A 17,091-nucleotide genomic window follows, 5' to 3' on the forward strand; every position below is an offset into this window, starting at 1 on the left:
AGTTCAACTATTTATCATCATTCAGTCAGCTCTAAAAATTCCTGCACATCCCGTACCGCAAGGCGTATCGCATCTTCCCAAAACGCCCGTTCCGTCAGATCCGCTCCAAGGTGCTTCATCGCCAAATCCTCAACGGTCATCGAAGCCGTGTCACACAAAAGCGCGATATATTTTTCTTCAAAGTCCGTTTTCTCCCGAAGAGCTCTTGCATATATTCCAAGCGAAAATAAATAACCGAATGTATACGGAAAGTTGTAGAACGGCACTCCCGTAATATGAAAATGAAGCTTTGACGCCCAGAAATGAGGATGGTATTCCCCTAATGAATCGCAAAATGCTTCTTTCTGCGCCGCTTCCATCAGTTCATTCAGTTTCTCAGCCGGAACGACGCCCTGTTTCCGCTCTTCATAAAACCGCGTTTCAAATAAAAATCTCGCATGGATGTCCATTAACATATCTATGCTTTTTTGAATTTTATCTTCAAGCAAGAACAGCTTTTCATCCTTTGTCTCCGCTTGTTTCAAAGCGGCGTCGGCAACGATCATTTCCGCAAAAGTCGAGGCTGTTTCAGCGACATTCATGGCGTAAGCTCTGTTCAGCTGCCGCACTTGGAGCATGGCCTCCTGGTGAAACGCGTGCCCGAGTTCATGCGCAAGCGTCGATACATTTGAAGCGCTTCCTGAAAACGTCATGAAAATCCGGGATTCTCCGCTGTCGGGAAAGCTGGTGCAGAAACCGCCGACCCGTTTGCCGCTCCGGTCTTCCGCTTCAATCCACCGATCGCGGAACGCTTTTTCCGTAAATGCGGACAGCTTTTTGCCAAACGTCGAAAATTGGCTGACGATCAGATTGGCCGCTTCATCATATGTGTATTCTTTCGGTGCCTCACTGATCGGCGCATTCACATCATACCAATTCAACTGCTCCAGCCCTAAAAGAGACGCCTTTCGATTCAGATATTCGGCAAAAGGCTTTTTATGATCAGTAATTACCTGCCACATGACATCCAGCGTTTCTTTTTTCATCCGGTTGATCGCAAGCGGCTCTTTCAAGGCGCTTTCCCAGCCCCGTGCTTTATAGATTTCCGTTCGAAAGCCGGCCAGATGGTTCAGCGTGCTGCCGAACAGCTCCTCTTCTCCCTTCCACGCTTCGTTAAGCTCCTTAAACACTTGCCGCCTGATGCCGCGGTCCGGGTGCGCCATCATATTTTCCGCTTGGCCGACCGACAGCTCTTTATCCTCAAACGGAATCTTCATTCTGCCGACCGCCGCATTGTACAGGTCGCCCCATGCGTGATAGCCGTCAACGGCCAGACCTTCAATCAGTCTTTCTTCTGAAGCGCTGAGCTTCTCCCGGATCCGGTCTCTTCTTTCATTTAAAACGTATGTGAGTTCCTGAAGTTCCGGTTTTTGCAGCAGCTCCTCCCAAACCCGCTCGTCAATCCGGGCAAGTGTATCGTCAAGCGTAACCAGAGCGGATTTAAAATCACTGCTCAGCTGATTGATCCGCGCCCTCCACTCATTCGCTTTCTGATCATCAGTGTTCTGAGCCTGAAGACAGCTGACGAAAGCTCCCGCCTGCCTGATCATAATCGCTGACCGTTCAAACCTATCAATCAGATTGACCAGCTCCCCGCCTTCATCAGCATGCGACGGAACTGTAAACGCCTCTGCCGCTTTTTGAAAAGCACTAAGTTGCTTTTTAAGCTCTTGTATGTATTGCTGAAAATCTTCCGACCTGCTCCCGCCCTCAAAAATGGAGTTTAAATCCCACGTTTCCTTCAATCCCTCTAATGCCATCTTTTTCATTACCCCTTTCTAACGAAGCTGATTCCATTATAAAACAATTCTGACATATTTCCGAACGATTTCTTCTTCCTATCCGCAAGATGTTATACACTTAGAAATAGAACAAACGAGGGGGATAATAAGATGAACAGAAAAATTGCCGTTATAACCGGCGCGACGAGCGGATTCGGGCTGCTGACAGCGCTGAAGCTCGCCCGGTCTTACCACGTCATCGCAACAGCCAGACAGCCGGAGAAAGCTGAAGCACTGAAAGAAGCCGCCGCTCAAGCGGGAGCATCCGCCCATATTACGATCGTTGCTTTAGATGTGACGGATGAGCAATCAGTGTCTGACTTCGGTAAAACCGTCAGCGGTTTCGGGCCGGTTGACCTGCTCGTGAACAACGCCGGCACTGCGTACGGGGGATTTATTGAAGATGTGCCGATGGAACATTACAGACAGCAGTTTGAAACGAATGTATTCGGCCTGATTCATGTCACAAAAACCGTACTCCCTTCTATGAGAAAAAACGGCGGGGCGAAAATTGTCAATATCAGCAGCATCAGCGGACTGACCGGCTTTCCGGCGCTTTCGCCGTACGCCTCTTCCAAATTCGCGATTGAAGGGTTTACAGAGTGTCTGCGGCTTGAGCTCCTGCCTTTAGGGATTGATGCCGCTTTAATAGAACCCGGATCCTATAAAACTTCGATTTGGGAGACGTCTCTCTCCAATCAAATTACGGCACCCGGTCAAGACTCGCCCTATTACCGCTTTTATCAGCCCATTGAAGCTAACGTCAAAGCCAGTGCATCAAAAAGCGGCGATCCCGATGAGGTGGCGGAGCTGATTTATCAATTGGCACAAAAAAAGCGCCTGAAGAAACTGCGGTATCCGATCGGCAGAGGCATTAAGCTGACATTGGCTTTCCGTTCACTCTTCCCGTGGTCTGCCTGGGAATCTGTTATAAAGAAAAAGCTGTTTACTTAAACCTAAATTATAATTATTATAATTTAGTATTGATTTTTATTTGATACGTGATATAATTAAATTAACAGATCACAGGGAGGACGATGAATATGAACGCACAAAACGCGAAAAAAACTGAAACTCTGGTTGAGAAATCAATGAACACACAATTATCAAACTGGTTTATCCTTTACTCTAAATTGCACCGTTTTCATTGGTATGTAAAAGGCCCTCATTTCTTTACGCTGCATGAAAAGTTTGAAGAACTGTATAACGAAGCGGCAGAAACGGCGGATGCGATCGCGGAGCGACTTCTGGCCATCGGCGGACAGCCTGCAGCGACTTTACACAGCTACCTTGAACAGGCTTCCATTACAGATGAAGGTCAGGAAAAAACAGCCTCTGAAATGGTGGAATCACTGATTCAAGACTACAAACAAATCAGCCGCGAATCCAAATTTGTCATCGGCATCGCTGAGGAACAAAATGACCCGTCAACTGCCGACCTGTTTGTCGGATTGGCAGAAGAAGCGGACAAGCATGCGTGGATGCTGTCAGCCTACTTGGGAGCATGACGCGAAAAAAGCTGAACCTTCGATGAAGGTTCAGCTTTTTTTATGCGTTCAGCTCGCGCTTTCAGTTTGTTTCGTTAATGATATGTTCAGCGTCTTTTTGCTTCCGCTTCTGAGAACTTGAACAGTCGTCTTATCGCCGATTTTCAGCTGGTTATATAGGATCTGTCTGATATCGGCGCTGCTCTCAATATCTTTGCCGTTCAATTTTACAATGACGTCATTTGATTTGATGCCCGCTTTCGCAGCCGGTGAGCCTGACTGCACTTCTTTTACGTAAACGCCCTTAGACAGCTGGTCGCCGAACAGTCCGAGCGTGTTTTCCTGATAGGTTTCCGGCACTTGCGACATATCAATCATCTGCACACCTAAAAACGGGCGCTCGACTTTTCCTTTTGCAAGAAGCTGGTCGACAATCGGTTCTACATCGTTGCTCGGAATGGCGAAGCCGAGTGATTCCACGCCGTTTTCACTGACTTTCATGCTGTTGATGCCGATGACCTGGCCGCTGGAGTTGATTAACGGCCCGCCGCTGTTTCCGGGGTTAATCGCCGCATCCGTCTGAATCACGTTCATTTCCACCGTGCCTTGGGATGTATCGGCGTCTACCGTTCTGTTCAGCCCGCTGATGACGCCTTGTGTGACGGTGCCGGAGAACTGCTGGCCGAGCGGGTTGCCGATGGCAATCACTTTATCGGCAATGCGAAGCTGCGAAGAATCCCCGAAGCTGGCCGCTTTTTTGACATTGGACGAGCTGATTTCCAGTACGGCCAAGTCACTGATGGCATCCTTTCCGACAAGCTTTGCCGTTTCGGTTTTCCCGTTATAAAGGGTTACCGACAGTTTGTTTGCTCCTTCTACGACATGGTTGTTCGTGATGATGTACGCTTTTCCGCCGTCTTTTTTGAAGATGACGCCGGACCCCGTGCCGCTCTCCGTTTCAGAGCTTGAACCGCCGTCAAATCCGAACTGGCTGCTTTGCGAAGCCTGGTAGTTGGACACTCCGACAATCGCAGGCTCCAAATCTTCTACCATATCCGCTACGCTTGAAGTATTTTTTAATGGCGTTGACGTAAAATTCGATGACTGAACTTGTTTCGTATCAGAAACAGCTTCTGTCTTATGCTGCTCACCCGGCAGATTCGGCACAATGCCAAGCACGAGGCCGCCGCCGATGATGCCGCCCAAAACCGGGCTCAGCCAAGCGGCTCTCCGTTTTTTTTCTTTTTTCACAGCAGCCGTTTTTTCAAATTCCGTGCCGGCAGCCGTCTCTTTTTCTGCATCTTGCGAGACGGGGCCTTCGAGCAGCTCCGTCTCCTGATGGCTGATCTGCTGCTGGGCATTTCTGTTTTGCTCCGTATGTGAAAGATCTGACTGATCGCGGTTCATGCCGTCATCTCGCTGATCGTTCATATTCAAGCACACTCCTTTAGCATGTTTTCATTCTATTGTTTAAATATTCATCGCATGTACAAGTTCTATTGTCCCAATTATAAGGAGAAAAGCAAAGCTCCAAAACAAAATGTGTTTGAACATATTATCTTCCCCGCTTTTTTTCTTCCTTTCTTCCCTTATACACATCATAAACAAACATTGTGGGATAAAAATGAAAAGAATATGTGAAATTATGAAAATGCGGCTTGAGTGTGTTAAAACTAGTATAATGACGTTGAAAGGATGTGAAATGCCTTGTCATACACCATTTATCTAGTTGAAGATGAGGATAACCTGAATGAACTGCTCACAAAATATTTAGAGAATGAAGGCTGGAACATTACATCTTTCACAAAAGGCGAAGATGCCAGAAAGCAGATGCAGCCGTCTCCCCATCTTTGGATTCTTGACATCATGCTTCCGGATACGGACGGCTATACATTGATAAAAGAAATAAAAGAAAAAGATCCCGATGTCCCGGTCATTTTCATTTCCGCGCGGGATGCCGATATTGACAGAGTTCTCGGGTTAGAGCTTGGAAGCAATGATTATATCGCCAAGCCTTTTTTGCCGAGAGAGCTGATTATACGGGTGCAGAAACTTCTGGAGCTTGTGTATAAAGAACAGCCCGCCCCCCAAAAAACCGGGATCACCGTTTCCTCCTACAATGTGATCGAAGAGGCCAGAGAGGTTTATGATGAAAACGGCAGCCTTGTCAATTTGACGTCTAAGGAATTTGATCTGCTGCTTTTATTTCTTCATCACAAGGGACACCCCTTTTCCAGAGAAGATATTCTGCTGAAAATATGGGGCCATGATTATTTCGGCACTGACCGGGTGGTCGATGATCTTGTGCGGAGGCTGCGGAAAAAAATGCCCGGGTTAAAGGTTGAAACCATTTACGGATTCGGCTACAGGATGATGACGTCATGAAAAATAAGCCGCTTGCTTTTCAAATATGGGTGGTCATCTCAGGCATCCTTTTAGCCATCTCGATTCTGCTTCTCGTGCTGTTCTCAAATACGCTCCGTAATTTTTTCACGGATGAAACGTACACGACCATTGAAAATGAACAGCATGTGCTGACGGAGTATCGGCTGCCCGGGTCGATCGAGCGGGGATATTACAGCGAAGATGCGACCGCTCCGACGACTTTCCGATCCGTTCAGCACGTTCTTTTGCCGGAACGGGAAGAGTCGGCCAGCGACAAAGACTTGAACTATTTTTCTTCTTCTTTTATCCATAAGGTGTACAATCTCGCGGGCCGCCAGCACAGCGTCACGAAACGCTACAGCGCGGACATCAGCGGTGAAAAAGTGTTTTTCGTCATTAAAAAAGGCCTCACCATTAACGGCCAGAATGCCATGATGCTGTCATATGCGCTTGATTCTTATCGTGATGATCTGGCATACACCCTGTTCAAGCAGCTGCTCTTTATCATTGCCGGCGTGATTTTGCTGAGCTGGATTCCGGCGATTTGGCTTGCTAAATATCTTTCGCGCCCGCTCGTTTCCTTAGAAAAGCATGTCAAACGGATTTCGGAACAGGATTGGGATGATCCGGTCATCGTCGACAGAAAAGACGAAATCGGAAAATTAGGCCATACCATTGAAGACATGCGGAGCAAACTGGTGCAAAAGGATGAAACGGAAAGAACGCTCCTGCAAAATATCTCTCATGATTTAAAAACGCCTGTCATGGTAATAAGGGGCTATACTCAATCAATAAAGGACGGGATTTTTCCTAAGGGGGATCTGGAAAACACAATTGATGTAATTGAAGGCGAAGCAGAAAAGCTTGAGAAGAAAATTAAGGATCTATTATATTTAACGAAGCTTGATTATTTAATGAAGCAGCGGGTGCACCATGAGACATTTGACATTGTGAAGGTCACGGAAGAAGTCATTGAACGGCTCAAATGGGCCCGGAAGGAATTATCGTGGACCGTTGACACAGAAGATGTAATGATGATGCCCGGTGATCCGGAACAATGGAGCAAGCTCCTTGAAAACATTCTTGAAAATCAAATCCGCTACGCAGAAACGGCGATTCACATTCGGATCAGCCAAAATCAGCAGCAGATTGTCATGACGGTTAAAAATGACGGGCCTCCGATCGAGGATGAGATGCTATCCAGCTTGTACGAGCCTTTTAATAAAGGGAAGAAAGGCGAGTTCGGCATAGGACTCAGCATCGTAAAACGGATTTTAACCCTGCATAAAGCATCAATTTCAATTGAAAATGACCAATCGGGTGTAATCTACCGGATTATCGTACCAAAGTAGACTGTAGTGTTTCATTGCAGTCTTTTTTTATGTGAAGGAGTAGCCGTTAAAATCTCTGTAGTTTGTTTTCAGCGGTTTTTGGCATTGATGAACCCATTTCTTTTCACAAATTGTCTTTTTCGGATATTTCACCTTTTCGACTTTAATTCCTCTGTTTCGCAAGCGGCTGATCATTTCATCTAATTCTTTCATTTTCAGATTCACCCTTTCGCCAGAACTTTGACCATTCGGTCAGCTCACTTTATAATATAAATAAAACAAAACAAAAAAACAAGTTACAATCAGGTTAAATTTATGGAATATCAATATGACCATTTAGTCATACATGAGAAGCACAAGCCAGCCTCCTGGCTCCGAAAGGGTGGAACCATTGAAGGAAAAAGAAAAGCTGATTATTGAAGCAGCAATCAAATTGTTTGCCCGAAAAGGGTACAAATCAACCTCGGTTCAGGAAATTGCCGATGAATGTAAAATCTCAAAAGGGGCTTTTTATCTTTACTTTCCTTCCAAAGAAGCACTGCTTTTATCTATGCTGAATTACTACTACGATAAAACGTTTACCCGAATCACGACGATCCAAACGGAGGGCGACAGCCCGAGAGCCGCTTACCAAAAACAGCTTGCGGTATTTTTCGAATCGATTCTCGCGCATCAGGATTTTATTACCGTGCAGATGAAAGACGGTTCACTTCCTTATACTGAAGAAGTGGCGCAATGCGGAAAGAGAATCCGCCGGTCGATCCTGCAGTTTCATATCGACAGTCTTCTTGCTATTTACGGAGAAAAAGCCGAACCATACACAGCCGAACTTTGTTTTTTAATAGAAGGAATCAGTCAGATGTATCTTGAATATCTCATTCTGACCGGCCGGTCCGTACAGCCTGCACTTCTTGCAAATACCGTGATTCACAGAATTGATGACATCGTAAACGGAATGGCGGACAGACATGATGAACCGTTTATTTCTCTTGATGAGGCAAGCTCGCTGTTTGGGCCCCTTCATAACGGGCAGCCCGATCCTTTAAGTCAATCGATCTTTGAGACCCTCCGCGCGCGCATCAGCACGATGGACAAGCCGCAATCATCTGAATTCACCGAGAGCTTGGATATTCTGGAAGCGGAAATGAAGAAAAAGTCGCCGAAACCGGCAATCATCAAAGGAATGATACTGAATTTGAAGGAATCCGACCTGCTGGCTGAAGATGCAGAACAGCTCAGATTTTTACTGAAACAGCAGTTTATTTAGAAGAACGGCCGCAGTGACTGCAGCCGTTCTTTCTGTTTACGCTTTCGGATGCACCATATCTTCCGGACGCACCATTTCATTAAATTGTTCTTCTGTCAGAAGGTTCAGCTGTAATGCCGCTTCTTTCAGCGTCAAGCCTTCTTTGTGGGCGAGCTTGGCGATTTTTGCGGCGTTTTCATAACCGATGTGCGGGTTAAGCGCCGTAACAAGCATTAATGAGTTAGAGAGATTTTCCTGAATCGTCTCTTTGTTCGGCTCAATACCGACAGCGCATTTGTCATGGAAGGAATTCATTCCGTCACTGAGAAGCTGCACTGTCTGCAGGAAGTTATAAATAATAACCGGCTTGAAGACATTCAGCTCGAAGTTTCCTTGGCTGGCCGCAAATCCGATTGTCGCGTCATTTCCCATCACTTGTGCGGCGATCATTGTCAGCGCCTCACTTTGTGTCGGGTTGACTTTGCCCGGCATGATAGAGCTTCCCGGCTCATTTTCAGGAATGACGATTTCGCCGATTCCGCAGCGCGGGCCGCTTGCCAGCCATCTGACATCGTTGGCAATCTTCATCAGGTCGGCAGCCAATGCTTTTAACGCACCGTGGACGTGAGTGATTTCATCATGGCTAGTCAGCGCATGGAATTTATTAGGCGAGCTCTTGAATGTCTGCCCCGTTACTTTTGTGATTTCTTCAGCGACGAGTTCACCGAACTGCGGGTGGGCGTTGATTCCCGTGCCGACTGCCGTGCCGCCGATGGCAAGCGCGCGGATTTTTTCCGTTGACTCAAGAATCATTTCTTTAGAACGGTCAAGCATGTATACCCAGCCGCTGATTTCCTGTCCGAGCGTCAGCGGAGTCGCGTCCTGCAAATGCGTACGTCCGATTTTTACAATATCCTGATACGCTTTCGCTTTTTCATCAAGTGTCGTACGGAGCTGATCAAGCGCCGGAACGAGCTGTTCATATACGGCAAGAACCGCCGCAACGTGCATCGCCGTCGGGAATGTATCGTTTGAGCTTTGGCTGCGGTTAACGTCATCATTCGGATGAATCTTCAGCTCGGAATTTTGTTCTTTCAATAAAGCAGTCGCGCGGTTGGCCACCACTTCGTTCATATTCATGTTGCTTTGTGTGCCGCTTCCCGTCTGCCAGACAACGAGCGGAAAGTTATCGTCATATTTGCCGTTTAACACATCGTCACATACAGCGGCAATGGCCTGTGCTTTTTCAGACTCTAAGTTGCCGAGGCGTTCGTTAGCGATCGCCGTGCTTCTTTTTAAAATTGCAAACGCCTTCACAACACGCTGAGGCATTTTTTCTGAACCGATTTTGAAGTTCTCTTTGCTGCGCTGTGTCTGAGCGCCCCAAAATTTATCTGCCGGAACTTTAATTTCTCCCATGGTGTCTTTTTCAATTCTGTAGTCCATTTATGTATCCCTCCATAACAGTTGCTTCACCCTGAGTATTATTCGCCAGTAACAGATGAAACCCTTTTTATTTTTCGGCCTTGGCCGTTTTTAATTTCAGCTCAAGATAGACGCGCGAATCCTTAGAGTATTTGTACTTCGGATTTGTTTTACGGTATTCCTTCGACGTGTAAGCCACTTCATAATGCGCTTCAAATGATTTGATGAGCTGTTCTATTTCTTCGGCATTCCCTGCCAGTCTGACTTGTGCCACATCTCTCCTCCGCTTTCATAAAAAAACTTGTACCATTAAATACTTTATCATAGTATATCATTTTTTTAACAGGAAAAGATAACCTCAATTAAGGATTGGAAGGCGGGTGACTGTCGATGGCGCAATCGGAATTCAAGGAATACATACACATTAATCTGGCTATGGTGCTTCCCCATGTAGAGCAGAACGATGACCTGGTTCAAAATAAAAAAATGCTTCCGAACGGGCTTGTTTTTTATTATATGTATCTGAGTGAAATGAACGATGAAGACAAAATAAAAGAAGCGATTGAAACGCTGCTTCAGGAAGAAGACACCTTGACGCTGGAAACGGTGACGAAACGTCTTGATAAGATTGACGCCCGCCCCGTCTTTACGGCGAAGGAAGCCGTCATCTCCATTCTGCGCGGGAAATGTGCCATGTTCATTAACGGCCTTGACCATGTGTATATTCTGTCCACCGGAAAAAGAGAAAAAAGAAGCGTAACAGAGCCCACATCCGAAAAGGTCGTAAGAGGGCCTAAAATTGCCTTCATAGAAGATTCTGATACAAACGTCGCCATGATCAGGCAGCGGACGAACCATCCGAAGCTGAAAACGAAGAGGGTTCCGATCGGAGAAAGCAAGTTGAAATACGCCACTGTCATGTACATCGATGATGAGGCGGACCCATCTGTCGTCAATGATGTTTTAAAGCGTCTCAGCAAAGTGAAGATGGATGACATTCAGGATTCCGGAACGCTTGAGGAGCTTATTGAGGATAATAAGTATTCGCCGTTTCCGCAAATACAAAATACCGAACGGCCTGATAAAGTCTCTTCCGCCTTGTTTAACGGCCGCGTCGCTATCCTTGTCGACAACTCACCGTTTGCGCTGGTGGTTCCGGCTTCTTTAGGAATTTTAATGCAGTCTCCCGATGATTATTATGAACGGTGGATTTCCGCCTCGCTCATCCGGGCGCTGCGGTTTACATCTATTTTTATCACGCTGTTTTTTTCGTCCATTTATATCGCCCTCGTTTCGTTTCACCAAGGGCTTCTGCCGACGTCGCTTGCAGTCACCATCGCAGCGAACAGAGAAAACATCCCCTTCCCGCCTATCATCGAAGCGATGGTAATGGAAATTACGATAGAACTGCTGAGAGAGGCTGGCTTGAGACTTCCCAATCCGCTCGGCCAGACGATCGGATTGGTGGGCGGAGTCGTCATCGGTCAGGCGGCCGTTGAGGCGAATCTTGTCAGCTCTATCATGGTAATCGTGGTCAGTATTGTCGCGCTGGCTTCATTTACGGTGCCGCAGTACGGGATGGGGCTTTCATTCCGTGTGCTCCGTTTCATTTCGATGTTTACTGCCGCAGCTTTCGGGCTGTACGGCATGATTTTATTTATGCTGGCGATCTACACTCATTTATCGAGACAGCGAAGCTTCGGTTCCCCGTATTTCTCGCCGAATGGGTTTTTCAGCTTAAAAAATTCAAACGATTCTATTCTCCGTCTCCCTATTAAAAATCAACCAAAAGAGGCGAAAAACGTAAATGAGCCAGAAAACAACTCACAGTAAGCTTACAAGCTATCAAGGGACAGCATTGATTTCCAACACGATGCTCGGTGCGGGCCTCCTCACCATGCCGCGTGCGCTGTCATCAAAGGCGAATTCGCCGGACGGCTGGATCGCATTATGTCTGGAAGGCATCATCTTTATCCTATTGATTTATCTCAACACGCTCATTATGAAAAAGCATCAGTACGAATCATTTTTTGATTATATGAAAGAAGGTCTCGGCAAATGGGCGGGAAATATCGTCAATCTCATGATCTGCCTCTATTTTATAGGAGTCGCCAGCTTCGAAGCCCGGGCGATGGCGGAAATGGTCAAATTCTTTTTATTGGAAAGAACGCCCGTGCCGGTCACGCTGTTTATCTTTATCGCCTGTTCCATTTATTTGATTATCGGCGGCATAAATGATATCGGCAGGCTTTTTCCTTTTTATTTAACGATTACGATTATTATTTTGCTGGTGGTGTTTTCTTTCAGCTTTAAAATATTTGATATCGACAATCTGCGGCCGGTGCTCGGACAGGGGTTTTCTCCCGTTATGGCCTCTTTGACCGTCGTTTCTGTTTCCTTTTTGGGCATTGAGGTTATGCTGTTTCTCCCCGAGTACCTCAAAAATAAAAAGCACACGTTCCGTATGTCGGCCGCGGGTTTCGGCATCCCGATTATTTTATATATTATTACCTTCGTGCTCGTCGCCGGCGCCTTAACCATCCAGGATGTCAAAACAATGATCTGGCCTACAATCGCGCTCTTTCAATCATTTGAAATCAAAGGGCTTTTTATCGAAAGGTTTGAGTCCTTTTTGCTTGCTGTCTGGATTATTCAATTTTTCACCACCTATGTATCGTACGGATATTTCGCGACGTCCGGCCTTAATAAAATTTTCGGGCTGAAGCAGAAAAAGGGCGTCATCTTCGTAGGCATCGCGACATACTTCGGGTCCTTGATGCCAAAAGACGCTAACAAGCTGATGCTGTTCAGTGATATTCTCGGCTACATCTTCTTAGGTTTCTTTTTGCTGCCTTTACTGATGTTTGCAGTCGTCGCTGTGAAAAGGAAGGTGAAAAAAGCGCAATGAAGAAATATATCGTTATCATCCTTTGCACATTGCTTTTGGCCGGATGCTGGGACAGCCGGAATATAGAAGATTTGAGCCTTGTTATCGGAGTCGGGCTCGATAAACCTGAGGAAGAAAATGTGGAAGTGACGCAGCAGATTCTGATCCCGCAAAAAGCAAGTTCACAGCAGTCGTCATCAAGCAACACGACAAAGGTGACTTCCACTTCCGGGGAAACCGTCCATCAAGCCTTAAGAACGGCATCATTAAAAAATCACCCCGCTTTCTCCCAGCACTTGCGCATCATGCTGTTTTCCGAAACGCTGTTAAAGAACGGCATCCCGCTTGACGCATTGATGAACCAATTTGTCAGGGACAATGGAACGAGAAGAAGCTGCAATGTGATGACAGTGCCGGACAAAACGAAAGATATCTTCAATGTCAGTGATCAGGGGGAGCCTGCGTCAAATACGATCTATGACTTAACAGAAAATAACGCGGTCACCATCCGAATGATAAAACCCGTGACATTAGGAGAAATATCCGAGAAAATCGCCAAAGGCGAGACCTTCGTCCTTCCTCAAGTGCGCAAAGTAGGCAGCAGGCTGGAAATCTGGGGCGCATCCATTATAAAAAATAAATTCTGGTATGCGAATTTAACGCCTTTTCAAGTCCAGAATATGAACCTGTTCACAGGCACGGTAAAGGGAGGCGTCACATTTGCAAAGCATGATAATTATTATTTATCGTTCGAGGTATTCTCCAGCAAATATGATGTGAAAACACAATATAAAAACGGGAAATTCAAGTTTATCGTCACCCGGTTTGTTGAAGGCCGTCTGTCTGAGGATTGGAACCCGAAAGAAGATTCCTTTAAGGAGTCCTATATAAATGAAATCAAAAACACGGTAAAACGCAGCATCCATTCAGATGTTATGACATTCATTGATTATCTGCAGCATGATTTAAAAGTCGATATTACCGGTTTGGATAATCAGGTCCGGATTCATTATCCTGACAAGTGGAAAAAGGTGTCGTCAGACTGGGATCATCATTTCAGTGAAGCCGATATTGAATACAAAGTCAAAGTCGCCATCAGAGATTTCGGAACAAAGGGAATGTCCCAATAACCTGTCCCTTGGGAGAGTGTGCATAACGCCGCTCTCCTTTGTTTATGTCACGAGATGATTGCGGTGGGCATATACGGCTGCCTGCGTGCGGTCACTGACATCAAGCTTTGACAATATATTCGTGATGTGGGTTTTCACCGTTTTAATCGTTATGAACAGCTCTTCTCCAATCTCTTTATTCGTCTTGCCTTCCGCGACGAGACAGAGGATTTCCAGTTCTCTTTTTGTCAGTGTTTCATGCGGAAGCTGATTTTCTGAATGGCGCAGCCTTGACAGCACTTTTCCCGCCACCTTCGATTCAAGCTTCGGTTCGCCCTTGGCAGCCGCTCTGATGGCTTCGGCTATTTCTGCCGCTTTGGATGTTTTCAGCAAATAGCTGAGCGCTCCCGCTTCGATCACCGGATACACTTTGTCATCATCAATAAAGCTCGTCAGCACGATGATTTTCGGATCATTGAGTTTCGCGCAGATCTGTTTTGTCGCTTCGATGCCGTCCATGCCGTCCATGACAAGATCCATTAAAATCACATCCGGCAAAAGCTCTGCGGCCAGATCGACGCCCTGCTGTCCGTCTGACGCTTCACCGGCGACTTCAATGTCCGGCTGTGCTTCTAAAAATGCGGCCAGGCCCATCCTGACCATTTCGTGATCATCAATCAGTAACACTCGAATCACTGTCGTTCTCTCCTTTTGTTTTCTGATAAATCGGGACTTTCACGTCGATCTGCGTGCCTTTTCCCTTCACGGAGATAATTTCCGCTATGCCGCCGATTTCACTCGCTCTTTCCTTGATGGAATGCAGGCCGTAAGAGGATGCTTTGACTTGATCCATCGTAAAACCCGCCCCGTTATCAATGACTTTAAGCTGCAGCTTTTGATGTTTCGCGCCGAGCCTGACGGTGACCTTGGTCGCCTTTGAATGCCTGAAAACGTTGGAAAGCGCCTCCTGCACAATTCGGAACAGATGGTCTTCAACGCCTTTTGACACACCCGTGTCGCTGATATCCCACTCAATATCAAGCGGCTGCTTCGCTTTGAATTCTTTTAACAGCTCAATCAGCCCTTCTTTCAGACCTTTTCCTTCTAAAGTGACGGGCCGCAGATGCAATAGCAGCGCCCTCATTTCATTTTGCGCTTCGCCCGCCATATGTTCAACCATGCGGATCCGTTTAACGATTTTGTCATCCGCATCTTTTACCTGCTCTAGGACGGCGGATGTCATCATGGAAATGGCAAAGAGCTGCTGGCTGACGGCATCGTGCAGATCGCGCGCCAGCCGCTGGCGTTCTTCAGTGATGACTGATTTTTTCATTTGATCCTGCCATTCCGCCCGCTCATTGGAGAGCTTTTGGAGCGATGTGACCTGCAGCTCGACCCGCTTGGCCATTTCGTTGAGCTGGTCTGCCGCCAGGCCGATTTCATCATCGCCGAGCGGCGGCACCCGATAGGCGAAATTGCCGTTTTCAAATTTCAAAACCGCTTCAATCAATGTATCCATTCTTGTTTTCAGACGGCCGCCGTATACATAACCGGAGATCAGTCCGGCCGAAAGAGACGCCAAAAGCAGGATGACCACGAACGGAATACCGAACCAGCCGGAAGAAAACAAAAGCATCGGGTCAAGCCCGTAATATAACAGCATCAGCGTAATAAACACAGCGCAAAGGAGCAGACTGAGCCCCGCGGTCATCCTCATGGCGCGCCACTGAATATTGGCGAGTAATTTTTTCCTCATAAATACTTCACATCCACATCGCCGATGAATAACGAAATTGATATTTTAATCCTCCGCGGCGAGTCGCCGTACTCGGGAGACACTTTATACAGGTTCGTGCTCATGCCGCTTTTCTTAGAGCCGAGCAGATTCATATCGCCGATAAAAGCTGACGAACTGACGGATACTTCGATATCGGGCGGGACGTACACATCAACATTGCCGATGACACCGCTGATTGTCATCGTGCTTTCTCCTTCGGGAATCATCGCTTTTGACAGATCGATTTTCACATCGCCGATGAATCCGGAGACATTTAAATCATTCAGCTCAAACGGATCCTTCATCATGCGCAGCTCGCCGATAAAATAGCTGCGGAGATCCGGCTGTCTGCTTTCCGGCTGGACGGAAGGCTTTGGCTGCTCTTCTTTTTTAAGATTGATTTTCTTCTCTTTATGTTCAAACACGCGCTTTCCTTTAAGAAGCCTGTAGCCCGCGTAAATGAGAAAGGCGGCGAAGGCATAGCCGAACAGGTTGAAGGTGGCGCTGAACAGGTTTCTCAAAAACAAAAAAGCGGCGAAGATATACAGGACGGAGCCGAGCCAGCTGCGGGAATATTTATTAAAGATATAGCCTGTGATCAGAAAAAAGAGCGGCCAAAACAAGAAGTCGCCGATACCGATAATACGTAAAAACATGCTGACGCCAAATAAGGCGATGATAAGTCCGAGAATCTGTTTTTTTGCCATTTCAGCTGCCTGCCCCTCCTTTCCTTGTCTATTGCAGTGCAATATTGCCGCTCGTCACTTTTATATCAATCATTCTTGCACCGCTGCCTTTAATACCGGTAAAAGCCCCGCCTTCCTTACTCGTTTTCTCAAAGGAATAGGACGGCTGAATTCTCCCGCTTGCCGTTTCGGCGTTCACCGTAAAACTCCCGTCTTTCGGCAGGCTGATGGCTGCGCTGCCGCTCGCAAGCCTGACGGATACGGGGGCATTCGCCGTCTCAAGCGAGGCATCGACACTGCCGGAAGCGACCCGAACGTCAAGAGGGCCCGACACATGATGAAGACCCACATTGCCGGAGGATAAGCGGACATCCGCCGTTTTCGCCGCAAGATCGGCTGCTGTGAGATCGCCCGACAGCCCTTTCGCTTCAAACACATCCGTCTTTACATGCTTCAGCGACATGTTCCCGCTTACAGTACGGACGCTGAGATGTGAAAGAGACAGCCCCCTGTTTCCGTCAAAGGCAATGCTGCCGCTTGATGAACGGACGGCGATGTCCTGATGATAATCATACGGAATGCGGACAATCAGCAGAGGACGCTGAAAGAGATTCAGAAATTGGAACCCTTTATCCTTCGCTTTGAGATCAAGGGTTTTCCCCCGGCTGCGGACAAACATTTTTCCCGCCGGTCCCGTCACGTTTGCCGAGATATCATTCCGCGCTTCCGCGATAATTTTCACATCCGTCTGTTCAGATGAAACGGATAGGCTTTTAACGGCACGGGGCGGCACGCTTACGGATTCCGTTTCTGTTTCGTACAGCGGAAAAAAACGCCCGGCAACCACTTCTTTCACCAAAAACAGACAGCAGATCAGAACGGACGCCGCCATCAGCCCTTTGGCAATCTTACGCTTCATTACGCTCCATCCTTTTTCA

17 protein-coding genes are annotated in these 17,091 nt (G+C 47.0%); 8 read left to right on the forward strand and 9 right to left on the reverse strand.

The window, feature by feature from the left end; translation table 11 throughout:
* Positions 1–17: 17 nt before the first annotated feature.
* On the reverse strand, positions 18–1,799 hold the full coding sequence (locus tag QRX25_RS15920; RefSeq protein ID WP_115996991.1) for a M3 family oligoendopeptidase: 1,782 nt from the start codon (positions 1,797–1,799) through the stop codon (positions 18–20).
* Positions 1,800–1,931: 132 nt separating this feature from the next.
* On the opposite strand from QRX25_RS15920, the gene QRX25_RS15925 reads away from it, so the two are divergent.
* Together QRX25_RS15925 and QRX25_RS15930 are read left to right on the forward strand one after the other, a co-directional pair.
* A complete protein-coding gene (locus QRX25_RS15925) occupies positions 1,932–2,774 on the forward strand; it encodes an oxidoreductase (protein WP_212099234.1) in 843 nt (280 codons plus the stop codon).
* An 89-nt stretch (positions 2,775–2,863) separates the two neighbouring features.
* Positions 2,864–3,328: a Dps family protein gene (locus QRX25_RS15930; protein WP_065982283.1), complete on the forward strand. Its 465-nt coding sequence runs from the start codon at positions 2,864–2,866 to the stop codon at positions 3,326–3,328.
* Positions 3,329–3,376: 48 nt separating this feature from the next.
* Here QRX25_RS15930 and htrB read toward each other — a convergent pair whose 3' ends face one another.
* Positions 3,377–4,738: a serine protease Do-like protein HtrB gene (htrB, locus tag QRX25_RS15935; RefSeq protein ID WP_212099237.1), complete on the reverse strand. Its 1,362-nt coding sequence runs from the start codon at positions 4,736–4,738 to the stop codon at positions 3,377–3,379.
* 276 nt (positions 4,739–5,014) lie between these two features.
* Here htrB and cssR point away from each other — a divergent pair, with 276 nt between their 5' ends.
* Both cssR and cssS read left to right on the forward strand, forming a co-directional pair.
* Positions 5,015–5,692: a two-component system response regulator CssR gene (gene cssR / locus QRX25_RS15940; RefSeq protein WP_065982285.1), complete on the forward strand. Its 678-nt coding sequence runs from the start codon at positions 5,015–5,017 to the stop codon at positions 5,690–5,692.
* The gene (gene cssS, locus QRX25_RS15945) at positions 5,689–7,044 is read left to right on the forward strand and encodes a two-component system sensor histidine kinase CssS (RefSeq protein ID WP_212099240.1); all 1,356 of its coding nucleotides are present in this window, start codon (positions 5,689–5,691) and stop codon (positions 7,042–7,044) included. The genes cssR and cssS overlap by 4 nt, the downstream gene beginning before the upstream one ends.
* A gap of 27 nt (positions 7,045–7,071) precedes the next feature.
* Here the strand turns inward: cssS and spxO are convergent, their stop codons facing one another.
* Entirely contained in the window at positions 7,072–7,236 is a 165-nt protein-coding gene (spxO, locus tag QRX25_RS15950; protein ID WP_007410067.1) for an anti-adapter protein SpxO, read from the reverse strand.
* A gap of 178 nt (positions 7,237–7,414) precedes the next feature.
* Here spxO and QRX25_RS15955 point away from each other — a divergent pair, with 178 nt between their 5' ends.
* Positions 7,415–8,290 (forward strand): TetR/AcrR family transcriptional regulator, encoded by an 876-nt coding sequence (locus tag QRX25_RS15955; RefSeq protein ID WP_115996988.1) that lies wholly within the window; start codon positions 7,415–7,417, stop codon positions 8,288–8,290.
* Positions 8,291–8,326: 36 nt separating this feature from the next.
* On the opposite strand, the gene fumC is transcribed toward QRX25_RS15955, so the two are convergent.
* The gene (fumC, locus tag QRX25_RS15960) at positions 8,327–9,715 is read right to left on the reverse strand and encodes a class II fumarate hydratase (RefSeq protein ID WP_115996987.1); all 1,389 of its coding nucleotides are present in this window, start codon (positions 9,713–9,715) and stop codon (positions 8,327–8,329) included.
* A 67-nt stretch (positions 9,716–9,782) separates the two neighbouring features.
* Complete coding sequence (locus QRX25_RS15965; protein WP_003151806.1) at positions 9,783–9,968, reverse strand: YvzF family protein; 186 nt, start codon at positions 9,966–9,968, stop codon at positions 9,783–9,785.
* A 116-nt stretch (positions 9,969–10,084) separates the two neighbouring features.
* Here QRX25_RS15965 and gerAA point away from each other — a divergent pair, with 116 nt between their 5' ends.
* The 3 genes from gerAA to QRX25_RS15980 are packed head-to-tail and all read left to right on the forward strand — an operon-like array spanning position 10,085 to position 13,711.
* Positions 10,085–11,527, forward strand: a complete 1,443-nt coding sequence (gene gerAA, locus QRX25_RS15970) for a spore germination receptor protein GerAA (RefSeq protein ID WP_212099243.1) — start codon at positions 10,085–10,087, stop codon at positions 11,525–11,527.
* Positions 11,502–12,602 carry a spore germination protein gene (locus QRX25_RS15975; RefSeq protein ID WP_115996985.1) on the forward strand — a complete coding sequence of 367 codons (1,101 nt, stop codon included), beginning with the start codon at positions 11,502–11,504 and terminating at the stop codon, positions 12,600–12,602. The genes gerAA and QRX25_RS15975 overlap by 26 nt, the downstream gene beginning before the upstream one ends.
* Entirely contained in the window at positions 12,599–13,711 is a 1,113-nt protein-coding gene (locus tag QRX25_RS15980; RefSeq protein ID WP_212099246.1) for a Ger(x)C family spore germination protein, read from the forward strand. The genes QRX25_RS15975 and QRX25_RS15980 overlap by 4 nt, the downstream gene beginning before the upstream one ends.
* A 42-nt stretch (positions 13,712–13,753) precedes the next feature.
* Here the strand turns inward: QRX25_RS15980 and liaR are convergent, their stop codons facing one another.
* From liaR to liaG, 4 genes are read right to left on the reverse strand one after another with little or no spacing between them, the layout of a single operon-like run.
* On the reverse strand, positions 13,754–14,386 hold the full coding sequence (gene liaR, locus QRX25_RS15985) for a two-component system response regulator LiaR (protein ID WP_003151798.1): 633 nt from the start codon (positions 14,384–14,386) through the stop codon (positions 13,754–13,756).
* A complete protein-coding gene (liaS, locus tag QRX25_RS15990; RefSeq protein WP_003151796.1) occupies positions 14,364–15,446 on the reverse strand; it encodes a two-component system sensor histidine kinase LiaS in 1,083 nt (360 codons plus the stop codon). The genes liaR and liaS overlap by 23 nt, the downstream gene beginning before the upstream one ends.
* On the reverse strand, positions 15,443–16,174 hold the full coding sequence (gene liaF / locus QRX25_RS15995) for a cell wall-active antibiotics response protein LiaF (protein ID WP_065982291.1): 732 nt from the start codon (positions 16,172–16,174) through the stop codon (positions 15,443–15,445). Before liaF ends, liaS begins: the two co-directional genes overlap by 4 nt.
* A 28-nt stretch (positions 16,175–16,202) precedes the next feature.
* On the reverse strand, positions 16,203–17,072 hold the full coding sequence (gene liaG, locus QRX25_RS16000; protein WP_212099249.1) for a LiaG family protein: 870 nt from the start codon (positions 17,070–17,072) through the stop codon (positions 16,203–16,205).
* Positions 17,073–17,091 lie beyond the last annotated feature (19 nt).

The sequence above is a fragment of the Bacillus sp. L381 genome (genome assembly GCF_030284525.1).
Lineage (GTDB): Bacteria > Bacillota > Bacilli > Bacillales > Bacillaceae > Bacillus > Bacillus amyloliquefaciens.

Bases quoted from the DNA above. Each gene is read 5' to 3' on its own strand.
- QRX25_RS15920 (WP_115996991.1), bottom strand. From the start codon at position 1,799: ATGGCATTAGAGGGATTGAAGGAAACGTGGGATTTAAACTCCATTTTT.
- QRX25_RS15925 (WP_212099234.1), top strand. From the start codon at position 1,932: ATGAACAGAAAAATTGCCGTTATAACCGGCGCGACGAGCGGATTCGGG.
- QRX25_RS15930 (WP_065982283.1), top strand. From the start codon at position 2,864: ATGAACGCACAAAACGCGAAAAAAACTGAAACTCTGGTTGAGAAATCA.
- htrB (WP_212099237.1), bottom strand. From the start codon at position 4,738: ATGAACGATCAGCGAGATGACGGCATGAACCGCGATCAGTCAGATCTT.
- cssS (WP_212099240.1), top strand. From the start codon at position 5,689: ATGAAAAATAAGCCGCTTGCTTTTCAAATATGGGTGGTCATCTCAGGC.
- spxO (WP_007410067.1), bottom strand. From the start codon at position 7,236: ATGAAAGAATTAGATGAAATGATCAGCCGCTTGCGAAACAGAGGAATT.
- fumC (WP_115996987.1), bottom strand. From the start codon at position 9,715: ATGGACTACAGAATTGAAAAAGACACCATGGGAGAAATTAAAGTTCCG.
- gerAA (WP_212099243.1), top strand. From the start codon at position 10,085: ATGGCGCAATCGGAATTCAAGGAATACATACACATTAATCTGGCTATG.
- QRX25_RS15975 (WP_115996985.1), top strand. From the start codon at position 11,502: ATGAGCCAGAAAACAACTCACAGTAAGCTTACAAGCTATCAAGGGACA.
- QRX25_RS15980 (WP_212099246.1), top strand. From the start codon at position 12,599: ATGAAGAAATATATCGTTATCATCCTTTGCACATTGCTTTTGGCCGGA.
- liaS (WP_003151796.1), bottom strand. From the start codon at position 15,446: ATGAGGAAAAAATTACTCGCCAATATTCAGTGGCGCGCCATGAGGATG.
- liaF (WP_065982291.1), bottom strand. From the start codon at position 16,174: ATGGCAAAAAAACAGATTCTCGGACTTATCATCGCCTTATTTGGCGTC.
- liaG (WP_212099249.1), bottom strand. From the start codon at position 17,072: ATGAAGCGTAAGATTGCCAAAGGGCTGATGGCGGCGTCCGTTCTGATC.